The sequence below is a fragment of the Nocardioides sp. CPCC 206347 genome (assembly GCF_048654605.1).
GTDB lineage: Bacteria > Actinomycetota > Actinomycetes > Propionibacteriales > Nocardioidaceae > Nocardioides.
Window position 1 is genome coordinate 154,799 of the sequence record NZ_JBMCYZ010000006.1, and the last position, 25,832, is coordinate 180,630.

The window sequence follows — 25,832 nt, forward strand, 5'->3', positions numbered from 1 at the left end:
GACCATGAATGCACTCTCTGCTGTCGCGCTCGCTTCCAGCGAGACCCACATCCCCGTCGTCGCACCCAGCGAGGCCGACGGCATCTTCAACCTGCTGTGGCTGATCATCGCGCTGCCGCTGTTCGGCGCCGCCGTGCTCCTGCTGCTCGGCAACCGGCGGACCAAGGCCTACGGCCACTGGATCGGGCTGGCGACGATCACCGGCTCCTTCGTGCTCAGCCTGGTGATGTTCCTGCAGCTGCTCGGCCGCGACGAAGGTGACCGGCAGGTCGCGAAGCACCTGTGGACGTGGATCGAGGCGGGCCACCTCGACGTCGGGCTCGACCTGCTCTACGACCCGCTGTCCTCGCTGTTCCTGCTGCTCATCACGGGCGTCGGTGCGCTGATCCACCTGTACTCCGTCGGTTACATGGAGCACGACCCGCGCCGGTCGCGCTTCTTCGCCTACCTCAACCTGTTCGTCGCCGCGATGCTGATGCTGGTCCTCGCGGAGAACTACGTCGGACTGTTCCTCGGCTGGGAAGGCGTCGGCCTGGCGTCGTACCTCCTGATCGGGTTCTGGCAGCACAAGCCGTCCGCCGCGGCGGCGGCCAAGAAGGCGTTCGTCATCAACCGGGTCGGCGACATGGGCCTGGGCCTGGCGATCTTCTTGATGTTCGTGACCTTCGGTACGACGAGCTTCAGTGGCGTCAGTGCACTCGCCGGTGGTGCCAGCGAGACCACGCTGACCTGGATCGGCGTGCTGCTGCTGGTCGGTGCCTGCGGCAAGTCCGCGCAGGTGCCGCTGCAGGCCTGGCTGCTCGACGCGATGGAGGGCCCGACCCCGGTCTCGGCCCTGATCCACGCAGCGACCATGGTCACGGCCGGTGTCTACCTCGTGGTCCGCTCCAACTTCATCTTCGAGCTCGCGCCGAACGCCCAGACCGCGGTGGTCATCGTGGCCACGGTGACGCTCCTGTGGGGTGCGATCATCGGTTGCGCGAAGGACGACATCAAGAAGGCCCTGGCCGGTTCCACGATGAGCCAGATCGGCTACATGATGCTCGGCGCCGGCCTCGGTGTCGCGGGCTACGCGTTCGCGATCTTCCACCTGCTCACGCACGGCTTCTTCAAGGCCAACATGTTCCTCGGCGCCGGTTCGGTGATGCACGCGATGGACGACGACGTGGACATGCGCCACTACGGCGCCCTGAACAAGCTGCTCCCCGTCACCTTCCTGACCTTCGCCATGGGTTACCTCGCGATCATCGGCTTCCCGCCGTTCTCGGGCTTCTGGTCCAAGGACAAGATCATCGAGGTCGCCCTGATCGAGAACCCGGTCGTCGGCATCTGCGCCCTGCTGGGTGCCGGCATCACGGGCTTCTACATGACCCGCCTGATGCTGATGACCTACTTCACCAACAAGCGCTGGGAGAAGGGCGTGCACCCGCACGAGAGCCCCAAGGTGATGACGATCCCGCTGATCGTCCTCGCCGCGCTGTCGGTCCTCGGTGGCCTGATGCTCGCCAGCAACTGGATCGTCGAGTGGCTCAGCCCGGTCGTCGGCCACGCCGAGCACCACGAGCCGCCGATCCCGGTCATCGTGATCACGCTGATCACCGTCGCGGTGGTCGCGGTGGGTGTCGGGCTCGCCTGGTTCCTCGTCGGCAAGCAGGACGTCCCGCGGACCGCGCCGGCCGACGTCTCCTTCGCCACGAAGGCGGCCCGTGCCGACCTGTACGGCGACGCGATCAACGACGGACTGGTGGTCGCGCCGGGCAAGGCAACCGTCACGGCCCTGGTGGCCGGTGACCGGACGCTCGTCGACGGCGCCTTCACGGGCGGTTCGACCATCCTCACCGGTACCGGTGAGTGGATCCGCCGGCTGCAGAACGGCTACGTCCGCACCTACGCACTGTCCATCCTCGTGGGCGCGGTCATCCTCGTCCTGACCCTCGTGGCGGTGAACTCGTGAACGACTTCCCGATCCTGAGCCTGCTGGTCTGGCTCCCGATTGCCGGCGCCATCGCGGTCGCCCTGCTGCCCGCCGCGGTCAGCAAGGTCACCGGCCTGACCGTCGCGCTCGCGACCCTGGTCCTCGGCCTGGTCATCGCGCTGAACTACGACGTCGACGGCGGCCGCCAGTTCGAGGAGGTGCACGACTGGATCGAGGCGTTCGGCGTGCACTACGCCTTCGGGCTCGACGGCCTCGGCCTGCTGATGGTGCTGCTCACCGTGCTGCTCGTGCCGGTCGTGCTCGGTGCCGAGTGGCTCAAGGCCGACGACGCCAACGGTGCCGGTGCGAAGGCGTTCGTCGCCTGGGCGCTGGCGCTGGAAGGCCTGTCGCTCGCGGTGTTCTGCGCCACGGACGTCTTCCTGTTCTACGTCGTCTTCGAGGCCACCCTGATCCCGGCCTACTTCCTGGTCGGCGGATTCGGCCGCGAGGGACGGGGCGCGGCAGCCCTCAAGTTCCTGATGTTCCAGCTCGCGGGCGGCCTGATCCTGCTCGCCTCGGTCATCGGCCTGTACGTCGTCTCCGCCCAGGCGGGCGAGCCGTCGTACCTCCTCAAGGACCTCGAGAAGCTCGACATCGGCACCGAGGCCGGCCGCTGGCTGTTCTTCGGCTTCTTCATCGCCTTCGCGATCAAGGCACCGTTGTTCCCGGTCCACACCTGGCTGGCCGACACCACCGAGAAGGCGACCCCCGGCACCGGTGTGCTGCTGGTCTGCATCCTCGACAAGATCGGCACGTTCGGAATGCTGCGGTTCTGCCTCGGGATCTTCCCCGAGGCGTCGCAGTGGGCGACCCCGCTGGTCGTCGTCCTCGCCCTGATCTCGGTCGTGTACGGCGCCCTGGTGGCCATCGGGCAGGACGACGTGTTCCGCCTGATCGGTCTGACCTCGCTCAGCCACTTCGGCCTGATCACGCTCGGCATCTTCACGATGAGCACGCAGGGCGGCACGGGCGCGATCCTCTACATGGTCAACCACGGTCTCGGCACGGCGGCGCTGTTCCTCGTCGCGGGCTACCTCTACGACCGTCGCGGCACCTCGCTGATCAGCGAGATGGGCGGCATCGAGAAGGTCGCCCCGATCCTGGCCGGCCTGTTCCTGATCGCAGGTCTTGCCACCCTCGGCCTGCCGGGCCTCTCGCCGTTCGTCAGCGAGTTCCTGGTGCTGCTGGCTGCCTTCGACTACGGCTGGTACGTCGGCGCGATCGCGATCACCGCGGTCGTCCTGTCGGCGATCTACGTGCTGTGGATGTACCAGCGCACGATGACCGGCCCGACCTCGGCAGACCTCGAGGACACCAAGGACCTCGGCGTTCGCGAGATCGTCGCGGTGGCGCCGCTGATCGCGGCGCTGGTGTTCTTCGGCTTCTACCCTGCGCCGCTGCTCGATGCGGCGAACCCGATGGTCGGTGACCTGCTCGAGCAGGTCGGGGTCCATGACGACCCACCGGCCGTCGAGGGCTGGTTCAGGTTCGAGGGCACGTCCGAAGGGGAGGCGCACTGATGGAGTTCACCAAGCCCGAGGTCGAGTACTTCGAGCTCCTCCCGCTGCTCCTGGTCCTCGGTGGCGCCTGCGTCGGCGTCCTGATCGAGGCCTTCCTCGCCCGCGGCGCCCGCCGCATCCCGCAGATCACGCTGGCCCTGTCGGTGCTCGTCGCCGCACTGGTCTCCACGATCGTCGTCGGCACTGACCTCCAGGAGCACAGCGGCGCGGGTGGCAGTGACGGCCGCGGCATCGTCGGGGCCGAGGGCAGCGTCATCGTCGACGGTCCCACCGTCTACCTCTGGGCGCTGGTGCTCATCTTCGCCATCGGTGGCGTCGCACTGTTCGCCGAGCGGCGCCTCGAGGGTGGGGTCTCTGCCTTCACCGGCCAGGCGGCCGCCCTCCCCGGCACGGACACCGAGCGCGAGGCCTCGACCCGCGGCCTCGAGCACACCGAGGTCTACCCGCTGATGCTGTTCGCGGTCGGCGGCATGCTGCTGTTCCCCGCGTCGGGTGACCTGCTGACGATGTTCGTCGCGCTCGAGGTCCTCTCGCTCCCGCTGTACCTGCTGTGCGGCCTCGCCCGCCGGCGTCGCCTGCTCAGCCAGGAAGCGGCGATGAAGTACTTCCTGCTCGGCGCCTTCGCGTCCGGCTTCTTCCTGTACGGCGCCGCGCTGGTCTACGGCTACTCCGGGTCGGTGACCTTCGCCGGCATCAACGAAGCCGTCCGCGCGGGCGGGCCGAACCACGGCCTGCTCCTGGCCGGCATCGCGCTGCTCGCGGTGGGCCTGCTGTTCAAGATCGGTGCCGCACCCTTCCAGGCGTGGACGCCCGACGTCTACCAGGGGGCCCCGACCGCCGTCACGGCCTTCATGGCCGCCGGCACCAAGGTCGCCGCGTTCGGCGCCCTGCTGCGCCTGATGTACGTCGCCTTCGGTGGCGAGCGCTGGAGCTGGGTGCCGATGCTGTGGGTCGTCGCGATCGCGTCGATGCTCGTCGGTGCGGTCCTGGCCGCCGTACAGAACGACGTGAAGCGGATGCTCGCGTACTCCTCGGTCGCGCACACCGGCTTCCTGCTGGTCGGTGTCCTCGGTGTGCAGGGGGCCGACGAGCTGGCGAAGGGGCAGTACACCTCCCTCGAGGGCGTGCTGTTCTACCTCACGACGTACGGCTTCTCGATGATCGGTGCCTTCGCGATCGTGATGCTGGTGCGCGACGCCGGTGGCGAAGCGACCCACTACGACCGGTGGGCCGGCCTGGGCCGTCGCTCGCCGCTCGTGGCCGGAGCATTCGCGTTCTTCCTGCTGTCGATGGCCGGCATCCCGCTCACCGCCGGCTTCATCGGCAAGTGGGCCGTCTTCACCTCCGCCATGTCGGCGGGCGCGTGGCCGGTCGTCCTCGTCGCGATCGCGTCCAGCGTCATCGCGGTCGGCTTCTACGTCCGGCACATCCGCCTGATGTTCTTCACCGAGACCCACCCTGACGGCGCCGGAGAGGTCACCGCGTCCTCGCTGTTGACCTCCGGCACCATCATCGTGTGCCTGGCCGCGACCCTCGTGCTGGGCATCGTGCCGGGGCCGGTGCTGGACCTGGTGACGAATGCGGGAGACTTCATCAGGTGAGTGCTTCCGCGAGCCCGGCCGAACTGGCCCTGCCGATCGTCGACACTGCCCTCGCCGAGCGCCTCCGGGAGCGGATGGCGACGGTGGAAGAGGCCCTCTTCGGTCACGCGACCAGCCGGGCGCCGTACGTCACGGAGGCGGCACGCCACCTGCTGGCGGCTGGCGGCAAGCGGTTCCGCCCGCTCCTGGTGCTGCTCGCGGCCGAGGTCGGACCGCGCCCGGACGCTCCCGAGGTGCTCACGGCGGCCTGCGTCGTCGAGATCACCCACGTCGGCTCGCTGTACCACGACGACGTCATGGACGAGGCGGACCTGCGTCGCGGCGCCGACTCGGCGAACTCGCGCTACGACAACCTCGTCGCGATCCTGACCGGGGACTTCCTGTTCGCCAAGTCCTCCGAGCTGACGTCCCAGCTGGGCCCGGAGGCCGTGCGGATCCAGGCAGAGACCTTCACGCGCCTCGTCGAGGGCCAGATCCTCGAGACGGTGACCCCCGGCCCCGAGGACGACGCCCTCCAGCACTACCTCGAGGTCGTCGCAGGCAAGACCGGTTCGCTGATCGCCACGTCCGCCCACTACGGCGCCCTGTTCTCCGGTGCCGACCCGTCCGTGGTGTCCGCGCTGAAGGAGTACGGCGAGCTCGTCGGTACGGCGTTCCAGCTCTCCGACGACATCCTCGACATCGCCTCCGAGACCGAGGAGTCGGGCAAGACGCCCGGCACCGACCTCAAGGAGGGCGTCCCGACGCTGCCCGTGCTGATGGCGCGGGCGTCGACCGACCCGGGCGACGCGCGCCTGCTCGAGCTGCTCGACCCCGCGAAGTCCGACCTCGCCGGCGACGCCGACCTGCACGCCGAAGCGCTGGGCCTGCTGCGCAAGCACCCGGCAATGGAGGAAGCCCGGTCGTACGTCGTCGCGCGTGCCCAGGAGGCCAAGCAGCTCCTCTCGGTGCTGCCCGAGGGTTCGGTGCGCTCCGCGCTCGAGGCGTTCGCCGACGTCGTCGCGGTCCGCTCCGCCTGACCCCTCCGCCGGTCGAGGCTCGCTGATCGGTGGAGCCTTCCACGGGCTCGGCCGAACCGCTGCCGCACGACCTCGTCAATCTGTAGCAGATCAACTAACTTTGATCGCGATGAGCACCTTGGCCACCAATCAGGACCTCGACCCCGTCGCGCTGCGTCGGGCGTTCGGTGTCTTCCCGACCGGAGTGGTCGCGCTTGCTGCCGACGTCGACGGCGTGCCCGTGGGACTGGCTGCCAGCTCCTTCACCACCGTCAGCCTGGACCCGCCCCTGGTCTCGGTGTCGGTGGCGCACACGTCGAAGACGTGGCCCGACCTGCGCCGCGCCCGGCACTTCGGTGTCACCGTCCTGGCCGATCACCACGGCAACCTCTGTCGCCAGTTGTCGGGCCCGGTCGCCGACCGGTTCACCGGCATCGACCTGACGGTGGCGGACGACGGTGCGGTCACCCTCGACGAGGGACTGGTCCGGTTCTCCTGCTCGCTCTACCGCGAGGTGGAGGCCGGCGACCACGTCATCGTGCTGCTCAAGGTGGAGGCCGTCGACCACGCCGAGCACGGAGCCGAGGGACATCCCCTCGTCTTCCACCGCAGCGGCTTCGGTCGCATCGAACGGTCCGCCTGACCCCCTGACTGTCTCGCGCGGCGGGGCGTGCACCCCGCTTCCGCCGCGCGAGACACCCGCGTGAAGATCAGTCGATGGTCCAGGTGTCGCCGGCGTTGATCAGCGCGGAGAGACGGTCCTCGGCGGTCCCGGTGACCTTGCTGACCGCGTCGCTGACCTGAGCGCGAGCCTGGTCGTCGTACGTCGGCCGCTCGACCTGGCGGAAGATGCCGATCGGGCTGCGGTTGAGGTAGTCGGCCGCGGTGAGCCGGCTGATCGCGAACGCCGTGGACGGGTCCGGGTCGTGCGCGTCGTGGACCAGGACCTGGTCGGCGCTCACCGAGCTAGTGTCGACGACCTCGACGTTGCCCGAGGCCGAACGCACGAGTGCCTTGTCGCCGAGGCCGGCCTCGGCGCGGACGCCGAAGGTGATCGGCTGGCCGTGGACCAGCGGGATGACCGCGTAGTCCTTCTCGCCCTTGTGGTCACCCATGCCCTTGATGGCGTCGAAGGCGCCGTCGTTGAAGATCGGGCAGTTCTGGTAGATCTCGACGAACGACGTGCCGCGGTGGGCGGCAGCTGCGGCGAGCACCGCGGTGAGGTGCTTGCGGTCCGAATCGATGGTCCGGGCGACGAACGACGCCTCGGCGCCGAGGGCCAGGGACACCGGGTTGAACGGGTGGTCCAGGGAGCCGACGGGCGTCGACTTGGTGACCTTCCCGACCTCGCTGGTGGGGGAGTACTGGCCCTTGGTGAGGCCGTAGATCCGGTTGTTGAACAGCAGGATCGTCATGTTGACGTTGCGGCGCAGCGCGTGGATCAGGTGGTTGCCACCGATCGAGAGCGCGTCACCGTCACCGGTGACGACCCAGACCGACAGGTCCTCGCGGGCGGTGGCGATGCCGGTGGCGATCGACGGCGCACGGCCGTGGATCGAGTGCATGCCGTAGGTGTCGAGGTAGTACGGGAACCGGCTGGAGCAGCCGATGCCGGACACGAACACGATGTTCTCGCGGCGCAGGCCCAGGTCGGGCAGGAAGCCCTGGACGGCCTTGAGGACGGCGTAGTCACCGCACCCGGGGCACCAGCGGACCTCCTGGTCGGAGGTGAACTCCTTGGCGGTCTGGGTCACGCCCTCGTCGACGGCGGGAACCAGCTCGGTGCCGGTGCGGGCGCCGGGGAGCGGCAGGTCGATGGTCGTCATCGGGGTCCCCGATCGATTGTTGAGCGGAGGAGCGAAGCGGGGGAGGTCAAGAATCGAGTGGGGTGATTCATGAGACGGGTGCCTCCTCGTGGTCGGCAGGCGGATTGAGTCCGTGTTCGCCGAGGTCGACGTCCTTGCCCTCGGCCTCGCCGACGAGCGCGCCGACGGCTTCGGCCAGCTCGGCCGCCTTCAGCGGGAGGCCGTAGACGTGGTTGTAGCCGATGGCGTCGACGAGGTACTCGGCGCGCAGCATCTTCGAGAGCTGGCCGAGGTTCATCTCGGGGACCAGCACCTTGTCGTAGGACTTGAGGATGGCGCCGAGGTCGTTCGGGAACGGGTTGAGGTGGCGCAGGTGGACCTGCGCGACGTTGTAGCCGGCGCGACGTACCCGACGGCAGGCGGCACCGATCGGGCCGTACGTCGAGCCCCAGCCGATGACCAGGACCTTCGCCTCGCCGGACGGGTCGTCGATCTCCAGGGGCGGGAGGGAGTTGGCGATCCGCTGGATCTTCTCCTGGCGGATCCGCACCATCCGGTCGTGGTTGACCGAGTCGTAGGAGATGTTGCCGTGGCCCTCGCCCTTCTCGAGCCCGCCGATGCGGTGCTCGAGGCCGGCGGTGCCGGGGATCGCCCACGGACGGGCCAGGGTCTCCTCGTCACGCAGGTAGGGCCAGTACTCGTCCGGCTCCCCGCTTCCACCATCAGCGAGGCTCTTCGCCGAGGCGTGGTTGGGCTCGGTGGCGAAGTTCGGGTCGATGACCGGCAGGTCGTCGATCGAGGGGATCGCCCACGGCTCGGAACCGTTGGCGAGGTAGCCGTCGGACAGCAGCATCACCGGGGTGCGGTACGTGACCGCGATCCGGGCGGCCTCGACCGCGGCGGCGAAGCAGTCACCGGGCGACTGCGGGGCGACGATCGGCACCGGGGCCTCACCGTTGCGGCCGTACATCGCCTGCAGCAGGTCGGACTGCTCGGTCTTGGTCGGCAGGCCGGTGGACGGGCCACCGCGCTGCACGTTGACGACCAGCAGCGGGAGCTCGGTCATCACCGCCAGGCCGATCGCCTCGCCCTTCAGTGCGATACCCGGGCCCGAGGTGGTCGTGACGCCCAGGTGCCCGGCGAACGAGGCGCCGATCGCGGCACCCACGCCGGCGATCTCGTCCTCGGCCTGCAGTGTGGTGACGCCGAAGCTCTTGTGGCGCGAGAGCTCGTGGAGGATGTCGGAGGCCGGGGTGATCGGGTACGAACCCAGGAACACCGGCAGGCCCGACCGCACGCCCGCAGCAACCAGGCCGTAGGAGAGCGCCAGGTTGCCGGTGATGTTGCGGTACGTCCCGGACTTCATCTTCGCGGGCTTGATCTCGTACTGCACCACGAACGTCTCGGTGGTCTCACCGAAGTTCCAGCCGGCCTTGAACGCGGCCAGGTTGGCGCCGAGGATGTCGGGCACCTTGGAGAACTTCTTCTCCAGGAACTTCACGGTGGGCTCGGTCGGGCGTCCGTACATCCAGGACAGCAGGCCCAGCGCGAACATGTTCTTGGCCCGCGAGGCGTCCTTGCGGGACAGGCCCCACTCCTTGACGGCCTCGACCGTGATGCCGGTCAGGTCGACCGGGTGGACCTGGAAGTCGGCCAGCGGGTCGTTGACCTCGCCGAGCTGGTCGAGCGGGTTGGCGTCGTACCCGGCCTTGTCGAGGTTGCGCTTGGTGAAGTCGGCCGTGTCGACGATGATCGCCGCGCCCTTGGGCAGGTCGCCGAGGTTCGCCTTCAGGGCGGCCGGGTTCATCGCGACCAGCACGTCGGGGCGGTCACCCGCGGTGAGGATGTCGTGGTCGGCGAAGTGGATCTGGAACGACGACACCCCCGGCAGCGTGCCCTGAGGGGCCCGGATCTCGGCAGGGAAGTTCGGCAGGGTCACCAGGTCGTTGCCGAAGACGGCCGACTCCTGGGTGAAACGGTCACCGGTCAGCTGCATGCCGTCACCGGAGTCACCGGCAAACCGGATGATCACCCGGTCCAGCTGCTTGACCTGCTTGGTCTGGCTCACGCTTCGGTCCACTTCTCTCAACATCAGGCGGCTGCCGCTGGTCGGCGTCGCAGCAGCGACAGGTGAGGACGATTCTAGGTCGAATCTAGAACGTGTTCCACTTTTGGCGGACAGGTGTCCAGTCCTCGCCTGGCTGGCGACGTGCGCAGCGGCCCTCCCACGATAGTCCGCCCGCGCAGCCAGCCCCCCGTGAAGCCAGTTCTTGGGCGGCGGCGCGCCGTGAGGTCGGTCACGTTCTGGACCATTCCATCTCAAACTGCGACCACTATCTCTCTAATGTGTATTATTCCACTCGAGTTTATAGAACCGGCGTGGGGCCGGCCTGAAGCAAGGAATGGGTGCAATGAAGCGAGTGATCAAGGCTGCGGCCCTGGCAATGACCGGCGCACTGGCGCTGTCTGCGTGCTCGAGCGCAGGCGGCTCGGACAGTGCGGACACCATCGGGATCTACGGCTTCGCCGTCCCGCAGGCCGCCAACGAGGCGATTGCCGACGAGTTCAACAAGACCGACGAGGGCAAGGGCGTCAAGTTCTCCGGTTCGTACGGCGCCTCGGGCGAGCAGAGCCGCAAGGTTGCCGACACCAAGGGCAAGGACGTCGACTACGTCCACTTCTCCCTCGAGGGTGACGTGACCCGCCTGGTCGACGCCGGCCTCGTCGACGAGGACTGGAACGCCGGCCCGAACAAGGGCATCGTCTCCTCCTCGGTGGCCGTCATCGCCGTCGAGAAGGGCAACCCGCTCGGCATCAAGGGCTGGGAAGACCTGACCCGCGACGACGTCAACGTGATCACCGCCGACCCGGCCAGCTCCGGCGCCGCCCGCTGGAACATCCTCGCGCTCTACACCCACGCGCTGGCCCTCGGCCAGACCGAGGCGCAGGCTGACGAGTACCTCAAGAAGGTCTTCGCCAACGTCACCACCTGGGCCGCCAGCGGCCGTGAGGCGACCGAGGCCTTCAAGAAGGGCGTCGGCAACGTGCTCATCACGTACGAGAACGAGGCCATCCTGGCCAAGCAGAAGGGCGAGGACCTCGACTACATCCTCCCCGACACGACGTTCCTGATCGAGAACCCCGGCGCCGTGCTCAAGGACGCCGACCCGGTCGCCAGCGACTGGCTGGAGTTCGTCCTCAGTGACGCCGGCCAGACCGAGTTCGTGAAGAAGGGCTTCCGCCCCGTCGGTGGCCTGGACATCTCCAGCATCGAGGTCGACGGCGCGAACGACCCCGCCAGCCCGTTCCCGGCTCCGTCGAAGAAGTTGTACACGATCGATGAGCTGGGCGGCTGGAAGGCCGTCACCAAGGAATGGTTCGGCAAGGACGGCGAGAAGCTCCGCTTCGACAACCTGTACGCCGAAGCAACGAAGCAGTGACGGAAGTACTCGTCAAACCTGCTGGGCCGGCTCGCACGTCGAGTCGGCCCAGTGGGCTGTTCCGGCTGACACCGGCCTCGGGCATCGGTCTCGGTATTGCACTGGTCTGGTTCAGCGTGCTGGTGCTGCTGCCGCTCGCGGCGGTCGTGGGGGCCGCTGCGGCCGGTGGCTGGGGCGCGTTCTGGAACACGCTGACCGACGCGCAGACCTTCGCTGCGCTGCGGCTCACCGTGATCGAGGCCGGCCTCGTCACGATCGTCAACGGCATCCTCGGGACCGTGGTGGCCTGGGTGCTCGTCCGTGACCAGTTCTTCGGCAAGCGGATCCTGGACGTCGTCATCGACATCCCGTTCGCGCTGCCGACGATCGTGGCCGGCCTCGTGCTGCTGAGCCTCTACGGCCCGGAGAGTCCCGTCGGGATCAACATCGTGAACACCCGCCAGGGCATCTTCCTGGCGTTGCTGTTCGTGACGCTGCCCTTCGTGGTGCGGACCGTGCAGCCGGTGCTGATCGAGCTGGACGCGGACGTCGAGGAGGCTGCGGCCTCCCTCGGTGCCTCGCGCTTCACGACGTTCCGCCGGATCATCCTGCCGAGCCTGGTGCCGGCGATCACGGCCGGCTCGTCGCTCGGCTTCGCCCGCGCGATCAGTGAGTTCGGCTCGCTCGTGCTCATCTCCGGCAACACGCCGTACCAGACCGAGGTCGCCTCGCTGAAGATCCTCAAGTTCATCGAGGGCGACAACCAGGCCGGAGCTGCGGCGGTCGCCGTGCTCCTGCTGCTGGTCGCGATCTTCACCATCGTCGTGCTCGACCTGGTCTCGCGGAGGGTGGCGCGTCGTGGCTGACACATCGACCATCCGCGGTCGCAAGGGCCCGGTCACCTACGTGATGCGGTTCTTCGTCATCGCCTACCTCTCGGTCCTCGTCGTGTGGCCCCTCTACGAGGTCACTGCGCGGACGTTCGCGCCGATCGAACGGGGTGCCGAGGGTGGCATCGCGGCGTTCCTCGAGCGGCTCCAGGACCCGTCGGTGACCTACGCGTTCCAGCTGACCGCGACCTGTGCGTTCTGGGCGGTGCTCATCAACACCGTCTTCGGTGTGGGCATCTCGCTGCTGCTGGTGCGCTACAAGTTCCCGGGACGACGAGTCCTGTCGGTGCTCGTCGACCTGCCGATGTCGGTCTCGCCGGTCGTGGTCGGCCTCGCGCTGGTGCTGGCCTACAGCAGTGGCCAGGGCTGGTTCGGCAGTGCCCTGGAGTCCGCGGGCATCTTCATCATCGGTACGACGCCCGGCCTGATCATGGCCACCGCGTTCGTCAGCCTGCCGCTGGTGGTGCGTGATATCGTGCCCGTGCTCGAGGAGATCGGCATCGACGCCGAGCTCGCTGCGAGCAGCCTGGGCGCCAGCGGATGGCAGACCTTCCGCCGGATCACGCTGCCCAGCATCAAGTGGGCCGTCGTGTACGGCGTCGTGCTGAGCCTGGCCCGTTCGCTCGGTGAGTTCGGGGCCGTGAAGATCGTCAGCCCCGGCGCCGAGTTCCGCGGCGAGACCGCCACCATCCTCATCCAGAACCGCTACACCAACTACGAGGAGCCGACGGCGTACGCCGCCGCATTCGTGCTCGTGCTCGCCTCTGTGCTGGCCCTCGTCGTCGTGTCGCTCATCCGCAAGCCGGAGGACCACAAGTGAGCATCGAAGTATCCGGGATCAACAAGAAGTACGGCGATTTCATCGCCCTGGAGGACATCAACGTCTCCCTGCCGACGGGCCAGCTCACCGCGCTCCTCGGTCCCAGCGGTGGCGGCAAGTCCACGCTGCTGCGGATCATCGCCGGCCTCGACACGGCCGACAGTGGCTCGGTCGAGATCGAGGGCGTCAACGCGACCCGGCTGCCCCCGCAGAAGCGCAACGTCGGCTTCGTGTTCCAGCACTACGCGGTCTTCAAGCACATGACGGTCGCCAAGAACGTCGCGTTCGGCCTGGAGATCCGCAAGCGCCCCAAGGCCGAGGTCAAGGCCAAGGTCGCCGAGCTCCTCGAGCTCGTGCACCTGTCGCAGTTCGCCCACCGGCTGCCGTCTCAGCTCTCGGGCGGCCAGCGCCAGCGCCTCGCCCTGGCTCGTGCCCTCGCGGTCGAGCCGAGCGTGTTGCTGCTCGACGAGCCGTTCGGTGCGCTGGACGCGAAGGTCCGCAAGGAGCTGCGTGACTGGCTGCGTCGCCTGCACGACGAGGTCCACGTGACGACCGTGTTCGTGACGCACGACCAGGAGGAGGCCATGGAGGTCGCCGACGAGATCGTGGTCATCAACAACGGCCGGATCGAGCAGATCGGCACCCCCGACCAGTTGTACGACGAGCCCGCCAACGACTTCGTGATGGGCTTCCTCGGCGACGTCACCCGGCTCGGCAACGTTCGCCTCCGTCCGCACGACATCGAGCTGGCCCTGTCTCCGGCCGTCGCGCCGGGCACGCCGCCCGCTTTCGCGGGGACGATCGTCCGTTCGCTGCGGGTGGGCTTCGAGGTGCGGCTGACGGTCGACGTCGAGGGCCAGGGGGAGACCACGCAGGTCGTCCTGTCCCGCACGCACGCGCGGGCGCTCGAGCTGGACGCCGGTACCCGGGTCTGGTTGCGCCCCGCCACCGGCGCCACCTCGGTGCCGGTGCTGGGAGTCGCTTCCGCCTGAGCAGTGACCCAACGCCAAGGGCGTACGCCCTAGTCTGGGACCCGTGAGCTATCTGCGAGCGACACGGGTCCTGGGCTGGCTGCTCGCGATCGCGGTGCTGGTGTCGGTCGTCCACTACATCGACAACTACGTCAACTACGACGACTACCCGGTGCCCGCATCGGACAGCTCGCTGCCCGTGCCGTCGGCCGCCCTGGTCGCCTTCGGCTGGTTCCTGTTCACGGCCTTCGGTGCCATCGGGCTGTTGCTGTGGTTCCGGCGCCACATCACCACGGCTGCCATCGCCCTGACCGGTTACTCACTGTCGGGGCTGGTCGGCATCGCGCACTACACGATCCCGGGCGCCACCGACATGGTCTGGTGGCGCCAGGCGCACGTCATCGCCGACATCATCTGCGGAGTCGCGGTCCTCGCCTTCGCCCTGTGGGCGGCGCGCAACTCCAGTGAGCTCATTCCGCCGGGTTCCCAGCCTGCCCGGACCGCGCCAGGGACTCAGCGCGCTTCTTGAGCCCCTCGGCGTGACGGCGGAAGCCGTCGGCCACGCGGCCGGGGCCGGCCAGCTTCACGAGCGGGCCGCTGAACTCCTCGACCGTCGTGTACGACGTCGGGCCACCCGGTCGCTGTGACAGGCGTTGGTGCCGCACACCGCGCACGAGGCCGAGCTTCGACGGCAGGCCCTCGTAGACGTAGGACATGAGGGCGGTCGTCGTACCGCTGGCCGGGTCGGTGGTCGGTCCGTCCAGGGCGGTGATCCGCTCGGGGGAGCGGGTCTTCTTCCCGTCGGCCCAGACCACGTGCAGCACGATCGGGTTGCCGACCTGTGCGGGCACGGCGGTCTCGGCGCGCTCCACGAACGGGTTCCACTCGCCGTAGCGGGCGGTGTCGGTCATGACGTCCCACACCACGGCGAGGGGGGCGTCGATCTCGATCTCTGCTGCGGGGTCCATGGCGCCATGGTGGCGGAGCCGTCAAGCCCCGGCCTTGACTCGGACAACGTATGTCGTAGTAAACTACGACAAATATTGTCTAGGTTTGGAGGACGGAATGAAGGTCGTGATCTTCGGCGCCGGCTTGATCGGCAGCCAGCTCCAGGTGCATCTCGCGGGCGCCGGTCATGACGCGGTCGCGCTCGGTCGTGAGGCAGGGATCGACACCACCACGGGCCAGGGGATCGGCGAGGCCGTCGCCGGCGCCGATGTCGTGGTCGACCTGACGAACTCGCCGTCCTGGGCCGACGACGACGTGCTGGCGTTCTTCCGCGACTCGACGCGTCACCTGCTCGCAGCGGAGGCCGAGGCCGGCGTCGGGCACCACGTGATCTTGTCGATCGTGGGCGCCGACCGGCTCACCGAGGCCGGCTACATGCGGGCCAAGCTCGCCCAGGAGGCGGGCGTCCGGGAAGGCACGGTGCCGTACACGATCGTGCGGTCCACCCAGTTCTTCGAGTTCATCGACGGCATTGCCGAAGCGGCCGTCCAGGGCGACGTGGTCCGGGCGACGCCGGGGCGCCTGCAGCCCATCGCATCGAGCGACGTCGTCGTCCGGCTGGCCGAGATCGTGACGGGAGCGCCGGTCAACGGGACCGTCGAGATCGCCGGACCGGAGGCGCTGGGCATCGACGAGCTGGTGCGGCGCCGCTTCTCGTCGACCGGTGACGCCCGGGCGGTGGTCAGCGACCCCGAGGCGGGCTACTTCGGCGCGTTGCTGGACGACGCAGCCCTCACGCCGACCCCGGGCGCGGATGCCTGGATCGCCCCGACGACGCTGGACCGGTGGCTTGCGGACCACGCCTGATCCGTCACGCGTCGCCTGCGAGGATGGTCCTGCCGTCGCCGATCGACGGCCCATGACGACAGGACCGTCCTCGAGGGGGTGACGACGTGAAGCTCTCCGCCGGTGTGGAGTGGGCGCTGCACTGCTGCGTCGTCCTCAGCCAGGCCGAACATCCCGTGCCCAGCTCGCGGCTCGCCGCGCTGCACGGTGTGTCGAAGACCTATCTCGCCAAGCACCTGCAGGCGCTCGCGCGCGCCGGGATCGCGCAGCCCACTGAGGGTCGTGACGGCGGCTACGTGCTGCTGCGTCCGGCGTCGGACATCACGCTGCTCGACGTCGTCCAGGCCATCGATGGTGACGAGCCGGCGTTCCGCTGCACCGAGATCCGCCAGCAGGGCGAGCTCGCCCTCCCGCCCGAGGAGTGCCGCACTGCCTGTGGGGTCGCGAAGGCGATGGCCACGGCGGAACGCGCCTGGCGGACGTCCCTGTCGGGGACGACCATCGCCGACCTGGCGGCGACCATCGACACCTCGGGTCTCCAGCAGGTCCTGCAGGCCTGACCTCGACCAGGCCGGGTGCATGCGGAGCGGCCCTGCGGGTAGTGCTCGAGAGTGAGGGGCGCTCAATGAGGCTGCGGACTGTTTCGTGCCAGCAGCCAGGCTGGCGCAGGACCAGGCACGGGCGTGGGTTCCGTTACCTGGATGCGCAGGGCGAGCCACTCCCAGCGGCAGACGTCGAACGGATCCGGGACCTCGTCATCCCGCCGGCGTGGACGGACGTCTGGATCTGTCCGCACCCGCGAGGCCATCTGCAGGCGGTCGGGACCGACGAGGCCGGCCGTCGTCAGTACCTCTATCACCCGAGCTGGCGCGAGCAACGCGACCTGGAGAAGTTCGAGCGGGTGCGCACCCTGGCCGTGACGTTGCCCGGACTGCGCCGGAAGCTCCGCCACCAGCTGGTCGCGCCACCGGGCGACGACGAGGTCGAGCGCCGCAGGATCCTGGCAGTCGGCGTGCGCTTGATCGACCTGGGTTGCTTCCGTCCGGGGTCCGACGGGTCGGCGGAGGAGTTCGGCAGCCACGGGCTCACCACCCTGGAACGACGTCACCTTCGTCGCGAGAAGGACCGTCTCGTGTTCCGCTTCGTGGGCAAGGCCGGCATCGACCACGAGGTGACCGTCGACGACGGCACCGTCATCACCGCACTGGACGCGGCGAGCAGGCGACCGGCCGGTGCCCGCCTCCTGGCGTCGAAGGTCGGCTCGCGGTGGCAGCCGGTCGCCGCCGACGAGCTGAACGAGCACATCCGCACGCTGACCGGCCTCGACGTGACTGCGAAGGACTTCCGTACGTGGCACGCGACGGTCGCCGCGGCCGTCGTACTCGCCCAGGAACCGCACCCCGGTTCGAGGACGGCGCGAGCCCGGCGGGTGCGCGAGGCCGTGGTGGCAGCCTCGGAATTGTTGGGGAACACGCCGACGGTTGCCCGGTCGGCGTACGTCGACCCCCGGGTCATCGACCTCTTCGACTCGGGGACCGTGCTGGACCCGGTCCCGGGCGGACCCGACGCGCTCGACCGTGCGGTTGCCCGGCTCCTTGACGATCACGCGTGACCGTGAGCCTGTGGGTTGGTTGGTGAACCCTGCGTAACTTGTTGCGTGCGGGGGAGTTGGGGGTTCGCATCCAGGTGGCCACCCCGGCCGCTCGGGCGGCGATGGAGGACTTGGATGTCTCGACGTATCTGGCTGGGCTCGATCACCTCGACGGCCGCGATCGGTCTTGTTGCGGCCATGACGTCGGGAGCCCTCGCGGCGTCCCCGGCGCAGGGTGTCGCGGTGCTCGAGGAGCCGGTGGCCACCCACACGGTGACGCTGGACCTGACGGGTGACACGTGGGTGAGCAACATCGGCCAGACCGCGAGCCAGGCGACGTCGCCGGAGCTGCGGGTGGGCTCGGCCAACCTGGGGATCACCAAGGCGCGTTCCTACCTCGACTTCGACTACTCGGCACTCGCTGACATCCCCGCGGACGCGGTGGTGCAGAGCGCGGCCCTGACACTGTCCAACTTCGAGACCGGGTCCTGTGCAGGATCGGCGATCAAGGTGTCGCGGGTCACCGGCCTGTGGACGGTCCCGGGCCTGACGTGGACCAAGCAGCCCACGGTCACCACGACGGGCGCCGCGACCTCGGTGAAGTCCTACGGCGCGACCGGCTGCCCCACGGAGGGTGTTGTCGCGTTCGACGCCACCGCGATCGTGAACTCGTGGCTGAGCGGCGGGGCCCAGCGCGGCGTCCAGGTCGCAGCGGTCCAGGAGGGCGCGAAGACCGGTTTCCGCAAGTACCGCTCCGCGGAGAACGGTGTCGCCACCAAGGCGGCGACGATCACCGTCACCTACAACTCCTACCCGGCCACGCCGGAGGAGCTGGCCATCGAGCCCGAGTCCGAGGTGGTCGGCCTCGTGCCCTCGCTGGCCCCCACGTTCTCCGCCGAGCTCTCTGACCCCGAGGGCGACGCGGTGCACGCCCTGTTCGAGGTCCGCAAGGGCAACAACGTCCTGGCGCCCCTGGTCTGGAGCGGCGCGAGTGAACCGGTCGCCTCGGGCGAGACGGCCAGCGCCACCATGCCTGCGGGCGTGCTGCTCGACGGCACCATCTACACCGTGCTGGTCCACGCCCACGACGGCACGTTGAAGAGCAAGGCCAAGATCTACAAGGTCTTCAAGGTCGACGTGACCGCCCCCGAGGTCACGATCACCTCCGACACGCTCACCAACGGGCAGTGGACCAACCCGACCCCGGCGTCGGCCAAGGTCACCCTCAACGGCTCCGCCGACACGGCCGGCTTCTACCTCACCGTGGACGGCCAGGAGGCCCCTGCTGTCGGTGCGAACGCTTCGGGTGACTACGCCACGACCATCACGCCCACCGCCGGTTGGCACACGTTCGAGGTCACGCCGGTCGACAAGGCCGGCAACCTGGGCGCGACCGTGACGTTCAGCTACGGCACCGGTGCACCGACCTTCACGGCGCCGTCGGTGTGGGAGAGCTCGACCGCGGACTTCGCCGTGTCGGTCGACGCCCCGGCCGGCGCCACGGGTGCCACCCTGCAGTGGCGGGTCTGGGGCCAGGGAGCCTGGCAGACGGCCACCAAGGTCGACAAGGGCGAGGCAGCCTGGGACGGCGCCGTCACCACCGACGGTGGCCGTGCCACCACGGGCCTGCTCACCTGGCACGCCGCGCTCGAGGCGCCCGCAACCCGCCCCCTGGCGCTCCAGGTCCGCGCCTGCTTCACCTACGCTGCCGGGCCCTCCTGCACCGCTGAGCGGTTCGTCGTCCTCGACGAAGAGGACTGACCCTCAGCCGACACGGACCGAGGAAACGCAGAACCGCCCCGAGGATCGATCCCGATCCTCGGGGCGGTCTTGCTTGCCCGGACTGCTTGTGCGCAGACGGTCAGCGGTAGTTGGTGAACTGGACCGCGAAGTCGAGGTCCTGCGACTTCACGAGCGCCTGCACGGCCTGCAGGTCGTCGCGCTTCTTGGACGAGATGCGGAGCTCGTCGCCCTGGATCTGGGCCTTGACGCCCTTGGGGCCCTCGTCGCGGATCAGCTTCGAGATCTTCTTGGCGTCCTCGGAGGTGATGCCCTCCTTGAGCACGATGTCGATCTTCGACTGCTGTCCCGACTGGCGCGGCTCGGAGGCGTCGAGGATCTTCAGCGACTGGTCACGCTTGATCAGCTTGTCCTGGAAGACGCTGAGGACGGCGCTGGCGCGGTCGTCGGCGGACGCGGTGATCTCGATCGCCTGGTCGCCCTTCCACTCGATGGTCGCGCCGGTGCCCTTGAAGTCGAACCGGGTCGCGATCTCGCGGGCGGCCTGCCCGAGGGCGTTGTCGACCTCCTGGCGGTCGATCTTGCTGACGATGTCGAAGGAGGAATCGGCCATGGTGGTCACCTGCGCTGACTGTCGGAAGGGGATGGTGCGGTTTTCTGTGGAACGCCGTGCTGCGCTATTGTTTCTCGTCGTTGCCGACCATCCAACACAGGGCTGTTCCATAGGCGTGGAACGGGGTCGGGGACAAGCCAGGCAGATTGCCCGAGTGGCCAAAGGGAGCTGACTGTAAATCAGCCGGCAACGCCTACGTAGGTTCGAATCCTGCATCTGCCACGGCAACAGAACGAAGCCCGGCCTCCTGAGAAGGGGGCCGGGTTTCGGCGTTTCCGGGATGGTCCGAACGGGTCATGTGCGATGGCGGATCCGGGGTTAGCGTGGCTCGCGGGGAGGGGTCCCACACGACCCTGGAGTGATCATGCCCGTGCTTGCCCCTTCCTTGCCGACCTCGGGATCGCGTCGATTGCCGCTCGTCGCCGGCGCACTGACCCTGTTGTTGCTTGCGTTCGGCCTGACCGGCGCGACGGCGACGTCCGGTACGACGGGCGTGGCGATCACGCCGTTGGCGCCGGTCAAGGTCATCACGGGTGCTGCGTCGGTGCAGCCCGGCAAGACGTATGTGTTCGTAGCGAGCGGTGGTACGACGACGGTGCCGACCAATGCGTTGGTGGTGGAGCTGGCGATCACGGTGAAGGGCACGAAGGCGGGGACGTTGTCGTTCGCTCCGTTGGGTGAGCCGGGCAATGGTTCGCCGACGGCGGTGGCGTGGGCTGCGGGTGGTTCGAGTGCCGGGACGGTGCGGGTCAACGTCGGCAACTCGAACAAGGTCGTGGTGACGAACTCGAGCCTGGCTGTGGCGACGGTGGGGGTGAAGATCACCGGGTACTCCACCCTGGTGTCCGCTGCCGGGATCAGCGGCGTGGGTGGCGGGAACGGTCAGGTGCTGACCAACAACGGGGACGGCACCGTTGCCTGGAAGGCGCTGCCGGCTCCGCCGGTGGTGCCCGTCGTGATGCACGCGAGCATCAGCGACCTTGCAGTGGTGAAGTCCGGTGGGGTGACGGCCACGATGAACTTCCCCGGCGACTACCAGGTCACGTTCCCGCGGAATCTCGCCGGGTGCTCGATCACCGGCTCGACCGGCGCCTACCTCTCCGGGGGCGTGGCGCTGACGGGTGTCGTCTCCGTGAGCTTCAGCAACACCCACATCGCCTATGTCCAGATCCACAGGGGGTCCGACGGCAGCTTCGTCGGCAGCAACTTCCACCTGACCGCGATCTGCTGAGACGTGCGGCGCACCCTCCTGTCGAAACCGTCCTCCTGCGGGCGGCCGGTGGTCTAGCCTGCGTCGCGGGGAGGGTTCCTCGCGACCCTTGGAGTGACCTGTGTCCGTACGTTCTCGTTCCATGCCAACTGCCGGTCCGCGCCGGGTGCCCTTGATCGTCGGTGCACTGACATTGCTGTTGCTCGCCTTCGGCCTGACCGGCGCGACGGCGACGTCCGGTACGACGGGTGTGGCGATCACGCCGTTGACGCCGACGAAGCTGGTCACGACTGCGGCGTCGGTCGCGGCGGGCAAGACGTATGTCTTCGTGGCGAGCGGTGGTACGTCGACGGTGCCCACCAACGCCCTGGTCGTCGAGCTGGCGGTCACCGCGAAGGGCACGAAGGCGGGCACCTTGTCGTTCGCTCCGCTCGGGGAGCCGGGCAACGGGTCGCCCACGACGGTGTCGTGGGCTGCTGGCGGGTCAGGTGCCGGGACGGTGAAGGTCAACGTCGGCAACTCGAACAAGGTCGTCGTGACGAACTCGAGCCTTGCCGCGGTCACGCTGGGCGTGAAGATCACCGGTTACTCGACGTTGGTCTCCGCTGCCGGGATCAGTGGCGTGGGTGGCGGTGACGGTCAGGTGCTGACCAACCAGGGCAACGGCACCGTGGCCTGGGAGGCAGTTCCCGAACCCGAGCCCGTGGTCGTGCCCGTCGTGCACAAGGTCCACGTCAAGAGCACCGGTGTCGTCGACCTCGGCACGGCGACCGCCTCGAGGCTGAGCGCCGGCCTCTACGTCCTCACCGGCATCGCGGACATCCGCAGCTGCGCGATCACCGGGTCTCCCGGAGCGATCAGTGGCGACGTGATCGTGCCGAACGCCTTGGTGTCCATCACCGTCGCCCCCAACCTTCCCCAGGCGACCGTGCAGGTGCGGCTGCCGTCCAACGCACCGGTCGACAGCGCGTTCTTCCTGACGCTGGTCTGCTGACGCTGGTTCGCCGGTCTGCTCCCTGTCACGCGTCGGGCTCCCGCGGTGTCTCGTGGGTGTTCGGGCGCCACACCGGCGCCCTTGGCAGGGAGCAGACCTGACCCGGCTGCGGCGGGGTGAGTACGGCGCCCTCGTCGGCGACCTGCTCTTCATGGCCGCATGCCTGTTCGTGGCGTGGGGTCGGTTCGGTCCCGAGCAGTGGGGCTGGTGAGCCGGAAAAGCGGTCGGGGTTTCGTCGTACCCGATGCTTGACTGGAGCCATGAGTCGCGAACTGGTCCACCCGCCCAAGGCCCGTCCGGGGGACCGGATCGCCGTCCTGTCGCCGTCGTTCGCAGCGGCTGGCGCCTTTCCGGAGATCCACGAGCAGGCGATGGTCCGGCTCGCTGAGGTGACCGGCCTGGTGCCGGTGGAGTTCCCGACCACCCGTCAGGTCGGCGCGAGTCCCGAGGCGCGGGCGGCCGACATCAATGCGGCCTTCGCGGACCCGACGATCCGGGCCATCCATGCGGTGGTCGGCGGGTTCGACCAGATCACGGTGATCCCGCACCTCGACGCCGGTCTCGCGCGCGCCGACCCGAAGCCGTTCCTCGGGTACAGCGACAACACCCACCTCCACCAGTGGCTGTGGGCCGCGGGGATCGCCAGCTTCTACGGCGGATCCACCCAGGTCCACCTGGGCCCCGGGCCTGCCGTCGACGACATCCACGCAGCCGCGCTCCGTGCCGCACTGCTGACCGGCGAACGGATCGAGCTCACCCGCCCGGACTGGTCGCAGGACATCGGCTTGGGGTGGGACGACCCCCTCGCATTGAGCGAGTACGGCGACCGGGAGCCCAGCGAGCCGTGGGAGTGGTTCGGGCCGCAGCGTGTCGTGACCGGCCCGACCTGGGGTGGTTGCTTCGAGGTGCTCCCGCAGCTGTTCACCGCCGGGCGGTTCCGCTCCGGGCCCGAGGAGCTCGACGGCGGCGTACTCCTGCTGGAAGCCTCCGAGGAGCTGCTCCCCGCCCGTGAGGTGGGCTGGATCGTGCGGGCGCTGGGGGAGCGCGGCGTGCTCGCCGCGGTCGATGCGGTGCTGGTGGCCCGCCCACCGGTCTCGGACTTCGTCGTCCAGCCCGCGCCCGAGGAGCGCGTCCAGCTACGGGCCGCGCAACGCGATGCGGTCGTCGCCGAGGTGGCCCGCTACAACCCGGACGCGGTCGTGTGCGTCGGCGTCCCGTTCGGGCACACGCGGCCGCAGTGGATCGTGCCGCACGGCGGCGAGGTGACCGTCGACGGCGTCGAGCAGCGGGTCTGGGCCGACTACGCCTGAGAGGCTCAGGCGGGGAAGGTCACGACGTGGCCGACCACGCCGACCCGGACCCGGTCCCCGGCCAGCGGCACGGAGTCGGCCGGCGTCCGCGCTGCGACGTGCTCGCCGGACTCGAGGCGGACCCGGATGGTCGCGTCGTGGCCGAAGAAGCTGACGTCGAGCACCTCGCCCGGGGTGCCGTCGCCGTCGGCGGGCCGGATCTGCAGCTGCTCGGACCGGACCGCGAACTGCGCTGCACCGCCCGACCCGACGGGGGACTGCGTGGACACGGTGCCGAGTGCGCAATGGCCGGTGCCGGACGCGTCGACGTGGCCGGGCAGCAGGGACGCGTGGCCGATGAAGGACGCGACGCGGGGATCGGCGGGCTCGAGGTAGACCGTCGTGGGCGCCGCGACCTGGAGGAACTGGCCGTCCACCATCACGGCGACCTGGTCAGCGAGCGACAATGCCTCGCCCTGGTCGTGGGTGACCAGGACGGCGGCAGCATCCGCGGCCCGCAGGGCGCGGACGACGGCCCGGCCGGTCTCTTCGCGCAACGACGCGTCGAGGGAGGAGAACGGTTCGTCGAGCAGGACCAGCTTCGGGCGCGGCGCCAGGGCGCGGGCCAGTGCCACCCGCTGCTGTTGACCGCCCGAGAGCTCGTGCGGGAACCGGCCGGCGAGCTCGGGCGCCAGCTCCACCAGCTCGAGAGCCTCGGCGACGCGACCGTGGGCGTCGCGCCGCTCGGCGCGGGGGAGGCCGAAGGCGACGTTGCGTGCGACGGTCAGGTGCGGGAACAGTGCGCCTTCCTGCGGCACGTAGCCGAGTCCGCGCTGGCGGGCGGGCACGACGCGGCGACCGCCGACCACCTCGGTGCCGGCGACGGTGATGCTGCCGCCGGAGGGCCGGACGAAGCCGGCGACGGCACGCAGCAGGGTGGTCTTGCCGCAGCCCGACGACCCGAGGATCGAGGTCACTCCGCCGGGCACGACGAGGTCGAGGCCGTGCAGGACGGGGGCGCCGCCGTACCCCGCTTCGAGGCCGCGGATCTCCAGGGCCGCGCTCATCGGGGTGGTCACGAACGGCTCCTCATGCTCAGCCGGGCCAGCAGCCAGGTGGACGGAACGGAGAGCAGGATCAAGGCCAGCGCGTACGGCGCCGCGGCACCGTAGGCGATCGAGGAGGCATCGGACCAGAACTCGGTGGCGAGCGTATCGGTGCCGATCGGGGCGAGCAGCAGGGTGGCCGTGAGTTCGGTGGAGACGGCCAGCGCGACGAGTGCCGCAGCCGCCGCCAGGCCGGGTACGACGAGGGGCAGCGTGACGCGGCGCGCGACCTCCGGCCCGGTGCAGCCCAGGCTGCGCCCGACCTCCTCGATGCCGGGGGGCACCAGTTCGAAGGTGGCCCGGACGCTGACCACGGCACGGGGCAGGAACAGGATCAGGTAACCGATCAGCAGCAGCCCGAGGGTCTGGTAGACCGACGGGACCACGCGGATCGACACGGTCACCAGCGCCAGCGCGATCACGATGCCGGGCATCGCGCTCGCGGTGTAGACGCTGCGTTCGATGCTGGTGGTCAGCAGGCTGCGGTGCCGCACGGCGAGCCACACGACCGGGATGGCCGCGGCGGTCGCGAGGGCACCGCCGAGGACGGCGAGCATCAGCGTCGACCAGAGGGCGCCGGTCAGCTCACTCATGTCGACACCGGCGGAGGTGCCGCGCGCCAGCCAGCGGGCGAGGCTGCCCAGCGGGACGCCGAGGGCCCACACGGCCAGCAGGGCGAGCGAGCCGACGACCCACGGCTTGTGCCGGCCGAGACGGATCGGGGCGAACTGGCGGTTGGTGCCGGACCCGACGCGCGCCCGCGAACCCCGGCCGCGCAGGAGCAGCTCGATGCCGAGCAGGAGCAGGCAGAAGACCACGAGGACCAGGGCCAGCAGGGTGGCTTCCGGCCCGTTGAAGACCGTGGCGTACTGCTGGAGGATCGCGGTCGTCAGGGTCGGGTAGTTGAGCAGCTGCAGGGCGCCGTACTCGGCCAGCAGGTGCAGGCCCACGAGGAGCGAACCGCCCAGCACGGCCGGGCTGATCGCCGGCAGGGTGACCCGGAAGAAGACCTGCCAAGGCCCCTTGCCGAGCGCGGTGGCGACCTCCTCGACGGCGGGGTCGAGGCGGCGCAGCGCGGCGACGGTCGGGAGGTAGACGAGCGGGAAGTACGACAGCGTCACGACCATCACCGCGCCCGGGAAGGACTGCACGTCGTGGGTCAGCGAGACCCAGCCGTAGCCGTTGACGAACGCCGGGACCGCCAGGGGCGCGCAGAGCAGGCCGTGCCACCACACCCGCGCCGGTACGTCGGTGCGCTCGACCACCCACGCCCCGGCAACGCCGACCACGACGCTCGTGAACACGCCCGCCACCAGCAGGCGCGTGGTGTTCCAGAGCAGCTCGCCGATCCGGGGCCGCCACAGGAAGTTCGTGGCCTCGTCGCGGCCGAGCTCGGCGGTGGTCCACAGGACGTACCCGAGCGGCACCAGGGTCAGCGCCGCGATCAGGAGTCCGACGACGAGGAGGGGCAAGGCAGGCGCAGCAACCCCCCGCGG

Annotated in this window: 23 protein-coding genes and 1 tRNA gene; 18 read left to right on the plus strand and 6 right to left on the minus strand. The window is 69.3% G+C overall.

The window, feature by feature from the left end; translation table 11 throughout:
- Positions 1-4: 4 nt before the first annotated feature.
- The 5 genes from nuoL (at position 5) to ACOACQ_RS20095 (ending at position 6,737) form a co-directional block, all read left to right on the plus strand.
- Positions 5-1,954, plus strand: a complete 1,950-nt coding sequence (gene nuoL / locus ACOACQ_RS20075; protein WP_378597613.1) for an NADH-quinone oxidoreductase subunit L — start codon at positions 5-7, stop codon at positions 1,952-1,954.
- Positions 1,951-3,495, plus strand: a complete 1,545-nt coding sequence (locus ACOACQ_RS20080; RefSeq protein WP_420289142.1) for an NADH-quinone oxidoreductase subunit M — start codon at positions 1,951-1,953, stop codon at positions 3,493-3,495. The genes nuoL and ACOACQ_RS20080 overlap by 4 nt, the downstream gene beginning before the upstream one ends.
- Positions 3,495-5,096 (plus strand): NADH-quinone oxidoreductase subunit NuoN, encoded by a 1,602-nt coding sequence (gene nuoN, locus ACOACQ_RS20085; protein ID WP_378597611.1) that lies wholly within the window; start codon positions 3,495-3,497, stop codon positions 5,094-5,096. Before ACOACQ_RS20080 ends, nuoN begins: the two co-directional genes overlap by 1 nt.
- Positions 5,093-6,115 carry a polyprenyl synthetase family protein gene (locus ACOACQ_RS20090; protein WP_378597610.1) on the plus strand — a complete coding sequence of 341 codons (1,023 nt, stop codon included), beginning with the start codon at positions 5,093-5,095 and terminating at the stop codon, positions 6,113-6,115. The genes nuoN and ACOACQ_RS20090 overlap by 4 nt, the downstream gene beginning before the upstream one ends.
- 109 nt (positions 6,116-6,224) lie before the next feature.
- Entirely contained in the window at positions 6,225-6,737 is a 513-nt protein-coding gene (locus ACOACQ_RS20095) for a flavin reductase family protein (protein ID WP_378597609.1), read from the plus strand.
- A gap of 67 nt (positions 6,738-6,804) precedes the next feature.
- On the opposite strand, the gene ACOACQ_RS20100 is transcribed toward ACOACQ_RS20095, so the two are convergent.
- Together ACOACQ_RS20100 and ACOACQ_RS20105 are read right to left on the minus strand one after the other, a co-directional pair.
- Complete coding sequence (locus ACOACQ_RS20100) at positions 6,805-7,920, minus strand: 2-oxoacid:ferredoxin oxidoreductase subunit beta (protein ID WP_378597608.1); 1,116 nt, start codon at positions 7,918-7,920, stop codon at positions 6,805-6,807.
- 67 nt (positions 7,921-7,987) lie between these two features.
- A complete protein-coding gene (locus ACOACQ_RS20105) occupies positions 7,988-9,991 on the minus strand; it encodes a 2-oxoacid:acceptor oxidoreductase subunit alpha (protein WP_378597607.1) in 2,004 nt (667 codons plus the stop codon).
- Positions 9,992-10,310: 319 nt separating this feature from the next.
- On the opposite strand from ACOACQ_RS20105, the gene ACOACQ_RS20110 reads away from it, so the two are divergent.
- From ACOACQ_RS20110 to ACOACQ_RS20130, 5 genes are read left to right on the plus strand one after another with little or no spacing between them, the layout of a single operon-like run.
- Positions 10,311-11,339, plus strand: coding sequence for an extracellular solute-binding protein (locus ACOACQ_RS20110; RefSeq protein WP_378597606.1), 1,029 nt, complete (start codon positions 10,311-10,313; stop codon positions 11,337-11,339).
- A complete protein-coding gene (gene cysT / locus ACOACQ_RS20115; RefSeq protein ID WP_378597605.1) occupies positions 11,336-12,184 on the plus strand; it encodes a sulfate ABC transporter permease subunit CysT in 849 nt (282 codons plus the stop codon). The genes ACOACQ_RS20110 and cysT overlap by 4 nt, the downstream gene beginning before the upstream one ends.
- Entirely contained in the window at positions 12,177-13,028 is an 852-nt protein-coding gene (locus ACOACQ_RS20120; protein WP_420289143.1) for a sulfate ABC transporter permease, read from the plus strand. Before cysT ends, ACOACQ_RS20120 begins: the two co-directional genes overlap by 8 nt.
- Positions 13,025-14,020, plus strand: coding sequence for a sulfate/molybdate ABC transporter ATP-binding protein (locus tag ACOACQ_RS20125; protein ID WP_378597603.1), 996 nt, complete (start codon positions 13,025-13,027; stop codon positions 14,018-14,020). Before ACOACQ_RS20120 ends, ACOACQ_RS20125 begins: the two co-directional genes overlap by 4 nt.
- 43 nt (positions 14,021-14,063) lie before the next feature.
- Complete coding sequence (locus ACOACQ_RS20130; RefSeq protein ID WP_378597602.1) at positions 14,064-14,528, plus strand: hypothetical protein; 465 nt, start codon at positions 14,064-14,066, stop codon at positions 14,526-14,528.
- Here the strand turns inward: ACOACQ_RS20130 and ACOACQ_RS20135 are convergent.
- On the minus strand, positions 14,470-14,967 hold the full coding sequence (locus tag ACOACQ_RS20135) for an SRPBCC domain-containing protein (RefSeq protein WP_378597601.1): 498 nt from the start codon (positions 14,965-14,967) through the stop codon (positions 14,470-14,472). The two genes, ACOACQ_RS20130 and ACOACQ_RS20135, sit on opposite strands and share 59 nt — an antisense overlap.
- A 97-nt stretch (positions 14,968-15,064) precedes the next feature.
- On the opposite strand from ACOACQ_RS20135, the gene ACOACQ_RS20140 reads away from it, so the two are divergent.
- From ACOACQ_RS20140 to ACOACQ_RS20155, 4 genes are all read left to right on the plus strand, one after another.
- On the plus strand, positions 15,065-15,814 hold the full coding sequence (locus tag ACOACQ_RS20140; protein WP_378597600.1) for an SDR family oxidoreductase: 750 nt from the start codon (positions 15,065-15,067) through the stop codon (positions 15,812-15,814).
- Positions 15,815-15,900: 86 nt separating this feature from the next.
- A complete protein-coding gene (locus ACOACQ_RS20145) occupies positions 15,901-16,353 on the plus strand; it encodes an RrF2 family transcriptional regulator (RefSeq protein WP_378597599.1) in 453 nt (150 codons plus the stop codon).
- Positions 16,354-16,418: 65 nt separating this feature from the next.
- Positions 16,419-17,405: a DNA topoisomerase IB gene (locus tag ACOACQ_RS20150; protein WP_378597598.1), complete on the plus strand. Its 987-nt coding sequence runs from the start codon at positions 16,419-16,421 to the stop codon at positions 17,403-17,405.
- Between the two features lie 114 nt (positions 17,406-17,519).
- Positions 17,520-19,145 carry a DNRLRE domain-containing protein gene (locus tag ACOACQ_RS20155; RefSeq protein WP_378597597.1) on the plus strand — a complete coding sequence of 542 codons (1,626 nt, stop codon included), beginning with the start codon at positions 17,520-17,522 and terminating at the stop codon, positions 19,143-19,145.
- 100 nt (positions 19,146-19,245) lie between these two features.
- Here ACOACQ_RS20155 and ACOACQ_RS20160 read toward each other — a convergent pair whose 3' ends face one another.
- Positions 19,246-19,737 (minus strand): YajQ family cyclic di-GMP-binding protein, encoded by a 492-nt coding sequence (locus ACOACQ_RS20160; RefSeq protein ID WP_378597596.1) that lies wholly within the window; start codon positions 19,735-19,737, stop codon positions 19,246-19,248.
- Positions 19,738-19,877: 140 nt separating this feature from the next.
- On the opposite strand from ACOACQ_RS20160, the gene ACOACQ_RS20165 reads away from it, so the two are divergent.
- From ACOACQ_RS20165 to ACOACQ_RS20180, 4 genes are all read left to right on the plus strand, one after another.
- A tRNA-Tyr gene (locus tag ACOACQ_RS20165) sits at positions 19,878-19,959 on the plus strand.
- Positions 19,960-20,101: 142 nt separating this feature from the next.
- On the plus strand, positions 20,102-20,968 hold the full coding sequence (locus tag ACOACQ_RS20170) for a hypothetical protein (RefSeq protein ID WP_420289144.1): 867 nt from the start codon (positions 20,102-20,104) through the stop codon (positions 20,966-20,968).
- A 121-nt stretch (positions 20,969-21,089) separates the two neighbouring features.
- On the plus strand, positions 21,090-21,941 hold the full coding sequence (locus ACOACQ_RS20175) for a hypothetical protein (protein ID WP_420289145.1): 852 nt from the start codon (positions 21,090-21,092) through the stop codon (positions 21,939-21,941).
- Between the two features lie 260 nt (positions 21,942-22,201).
- The gene (locus tag ACOACQ_RS20180; protein ID WP_420289146.1) at positions 22,202-23,251 is read left to right on the plus strand and encodes an LD-carboxypeptidase; all 1,050 of its coding nucleotides are present in this window, start codon (positions 22,202-22,204) and stop codon (positions 23,249-23,251) included.
- 5 nt (positions 23,252-23,256) lie between these two features.
- On the opposite strand, the gene ACOACQ_RS20185 is transcribed toward ACOACQ_RS20180, so the two are convergent.
- A complete protein-coding gene (locus tag ACOACQ_RS20185; RefSeq protein WP_378603467.1) occupies positions 23,257-24,309 on the minus strand; it encodes an ABC transporter ATP-binding protein in 1,053 nt (350 codons plus the stop codon).
- A complete protein-coding gene (locus ACOACQ_RS20190; RefSeq protein ID WP_378603470.1) occupies positions 24,306-25,808 on the minus strand; it encodes an ABC transporter permease in 1,503 nt (500 codons plus the stop codon). Before ACOACQ_RS20190 ends, ACOACQ_RS20185 begins: the two co-directional genes overlap by 4 nt.
- Positions 25,809-25,832 lie beyond the last annotated feature (24 nt).

Bases quoted from the DNA above. Each gene is read 5' to 3' on its own strand.
- ACOACQ_RS20160 (WP_378597596.1), bottom strand. From the start codon at position 19,737: ATGGCCGATTCCTCCTTCGACATCGTCAGCAAGATCGACCGCCAGGAG.
- ACOACQ_RS20155 (WP_378597597.1), top strand. From the start codon at position 17,520: ATGTCTCGACGTATCTGGCTGGGCTCGATCACCTCGACGGCCGCGATC.
- ACOACQ_RS20180 (WP_420289146.1), top strand. From the start codon at position 22,202: ATGAGTCGCGAACTGGTCCACCCGCCCAAGGCCCGTCCGGGGGACCGG.
- ACOACQ_RS20100 (WP_378597608.1), bottom strand. From the start codon at position 7,920: ATGACGACCATCGACCTGCCGCTCCCCGGCGCCCGCACCGGCACCGAG.
- nuoN (WP_378597611.1), top strand. From the start codon at position 3,495: ATGGAGTTCACCAAGCCCGAGGTCGAGTACTTCGAGCTCCTCCCGCTG.
- ACOACQ_RS20150 (WP_378597598.1), top strand. From the start codon at position 16,419: ATGAGGCTGCGGACTGTTTCGTGCCAGCAGCCAGGCTGGCGCAGGACC.
- ACOACQ_RS20105 (WP_378597607.1), bottom strand. From the start codon at position 9,991: ATGTTGAGAGAAGTGGACCGAAGCGTGAGCCAGACCAAGCAGGTCAAG.
- ACOACQ_RS20135 (WP_378597601.1), bottom strand. From the start codon at position 14,967: ATGGACCCCGCAGCAGAGATCGAGATCGACGCCCCCCTCGCCGTGGTG.
- ACOACQ_RS20095 (WP_378597609.1), top strand. From the start codon at position 6,225: ATGAGCACCTTGGCCACCAATCAGGACCTCGACCCCGTCGCGCTGCGT.
- ACOACQ_RS20140 (WP_378597600.1), top strand. From the start codon at position 15,065: ATGAAGGTCGTGATCTTCGGCGCCGGCTTGATCGGCAGCCAGCTCCAG.
- ACOACQ_RS20170 (WP_420289144.1), top strand. From the start codon at position 20,102: ATGCCCGTGCTTGCCCCTTCCTTGCCGACCTCGGGATCGCGTCGATTG.
- ACOACQ_RS20175 (WP_420289145.1), top strand. From the start codon at position 21,090: ATGCCAACTGCCGGTCCGCGCCGGGTGCCCTTGATCGTCGGTGCACTG.
- ACOACQ_RS20110 (WP_378597606.1), top strand. From the start codon at position 10,311: ATGAAGCGAGTGATCAAGGCTGCGGCCCTGGCAATGACCGGCGCACTG.
- nuoL (WP_378597613.1), top strand. From the start codon at position 5: ATGAATGCACTCTCTGCTGTCGCGCTCGCTTCCAGCGAGACCCACATC.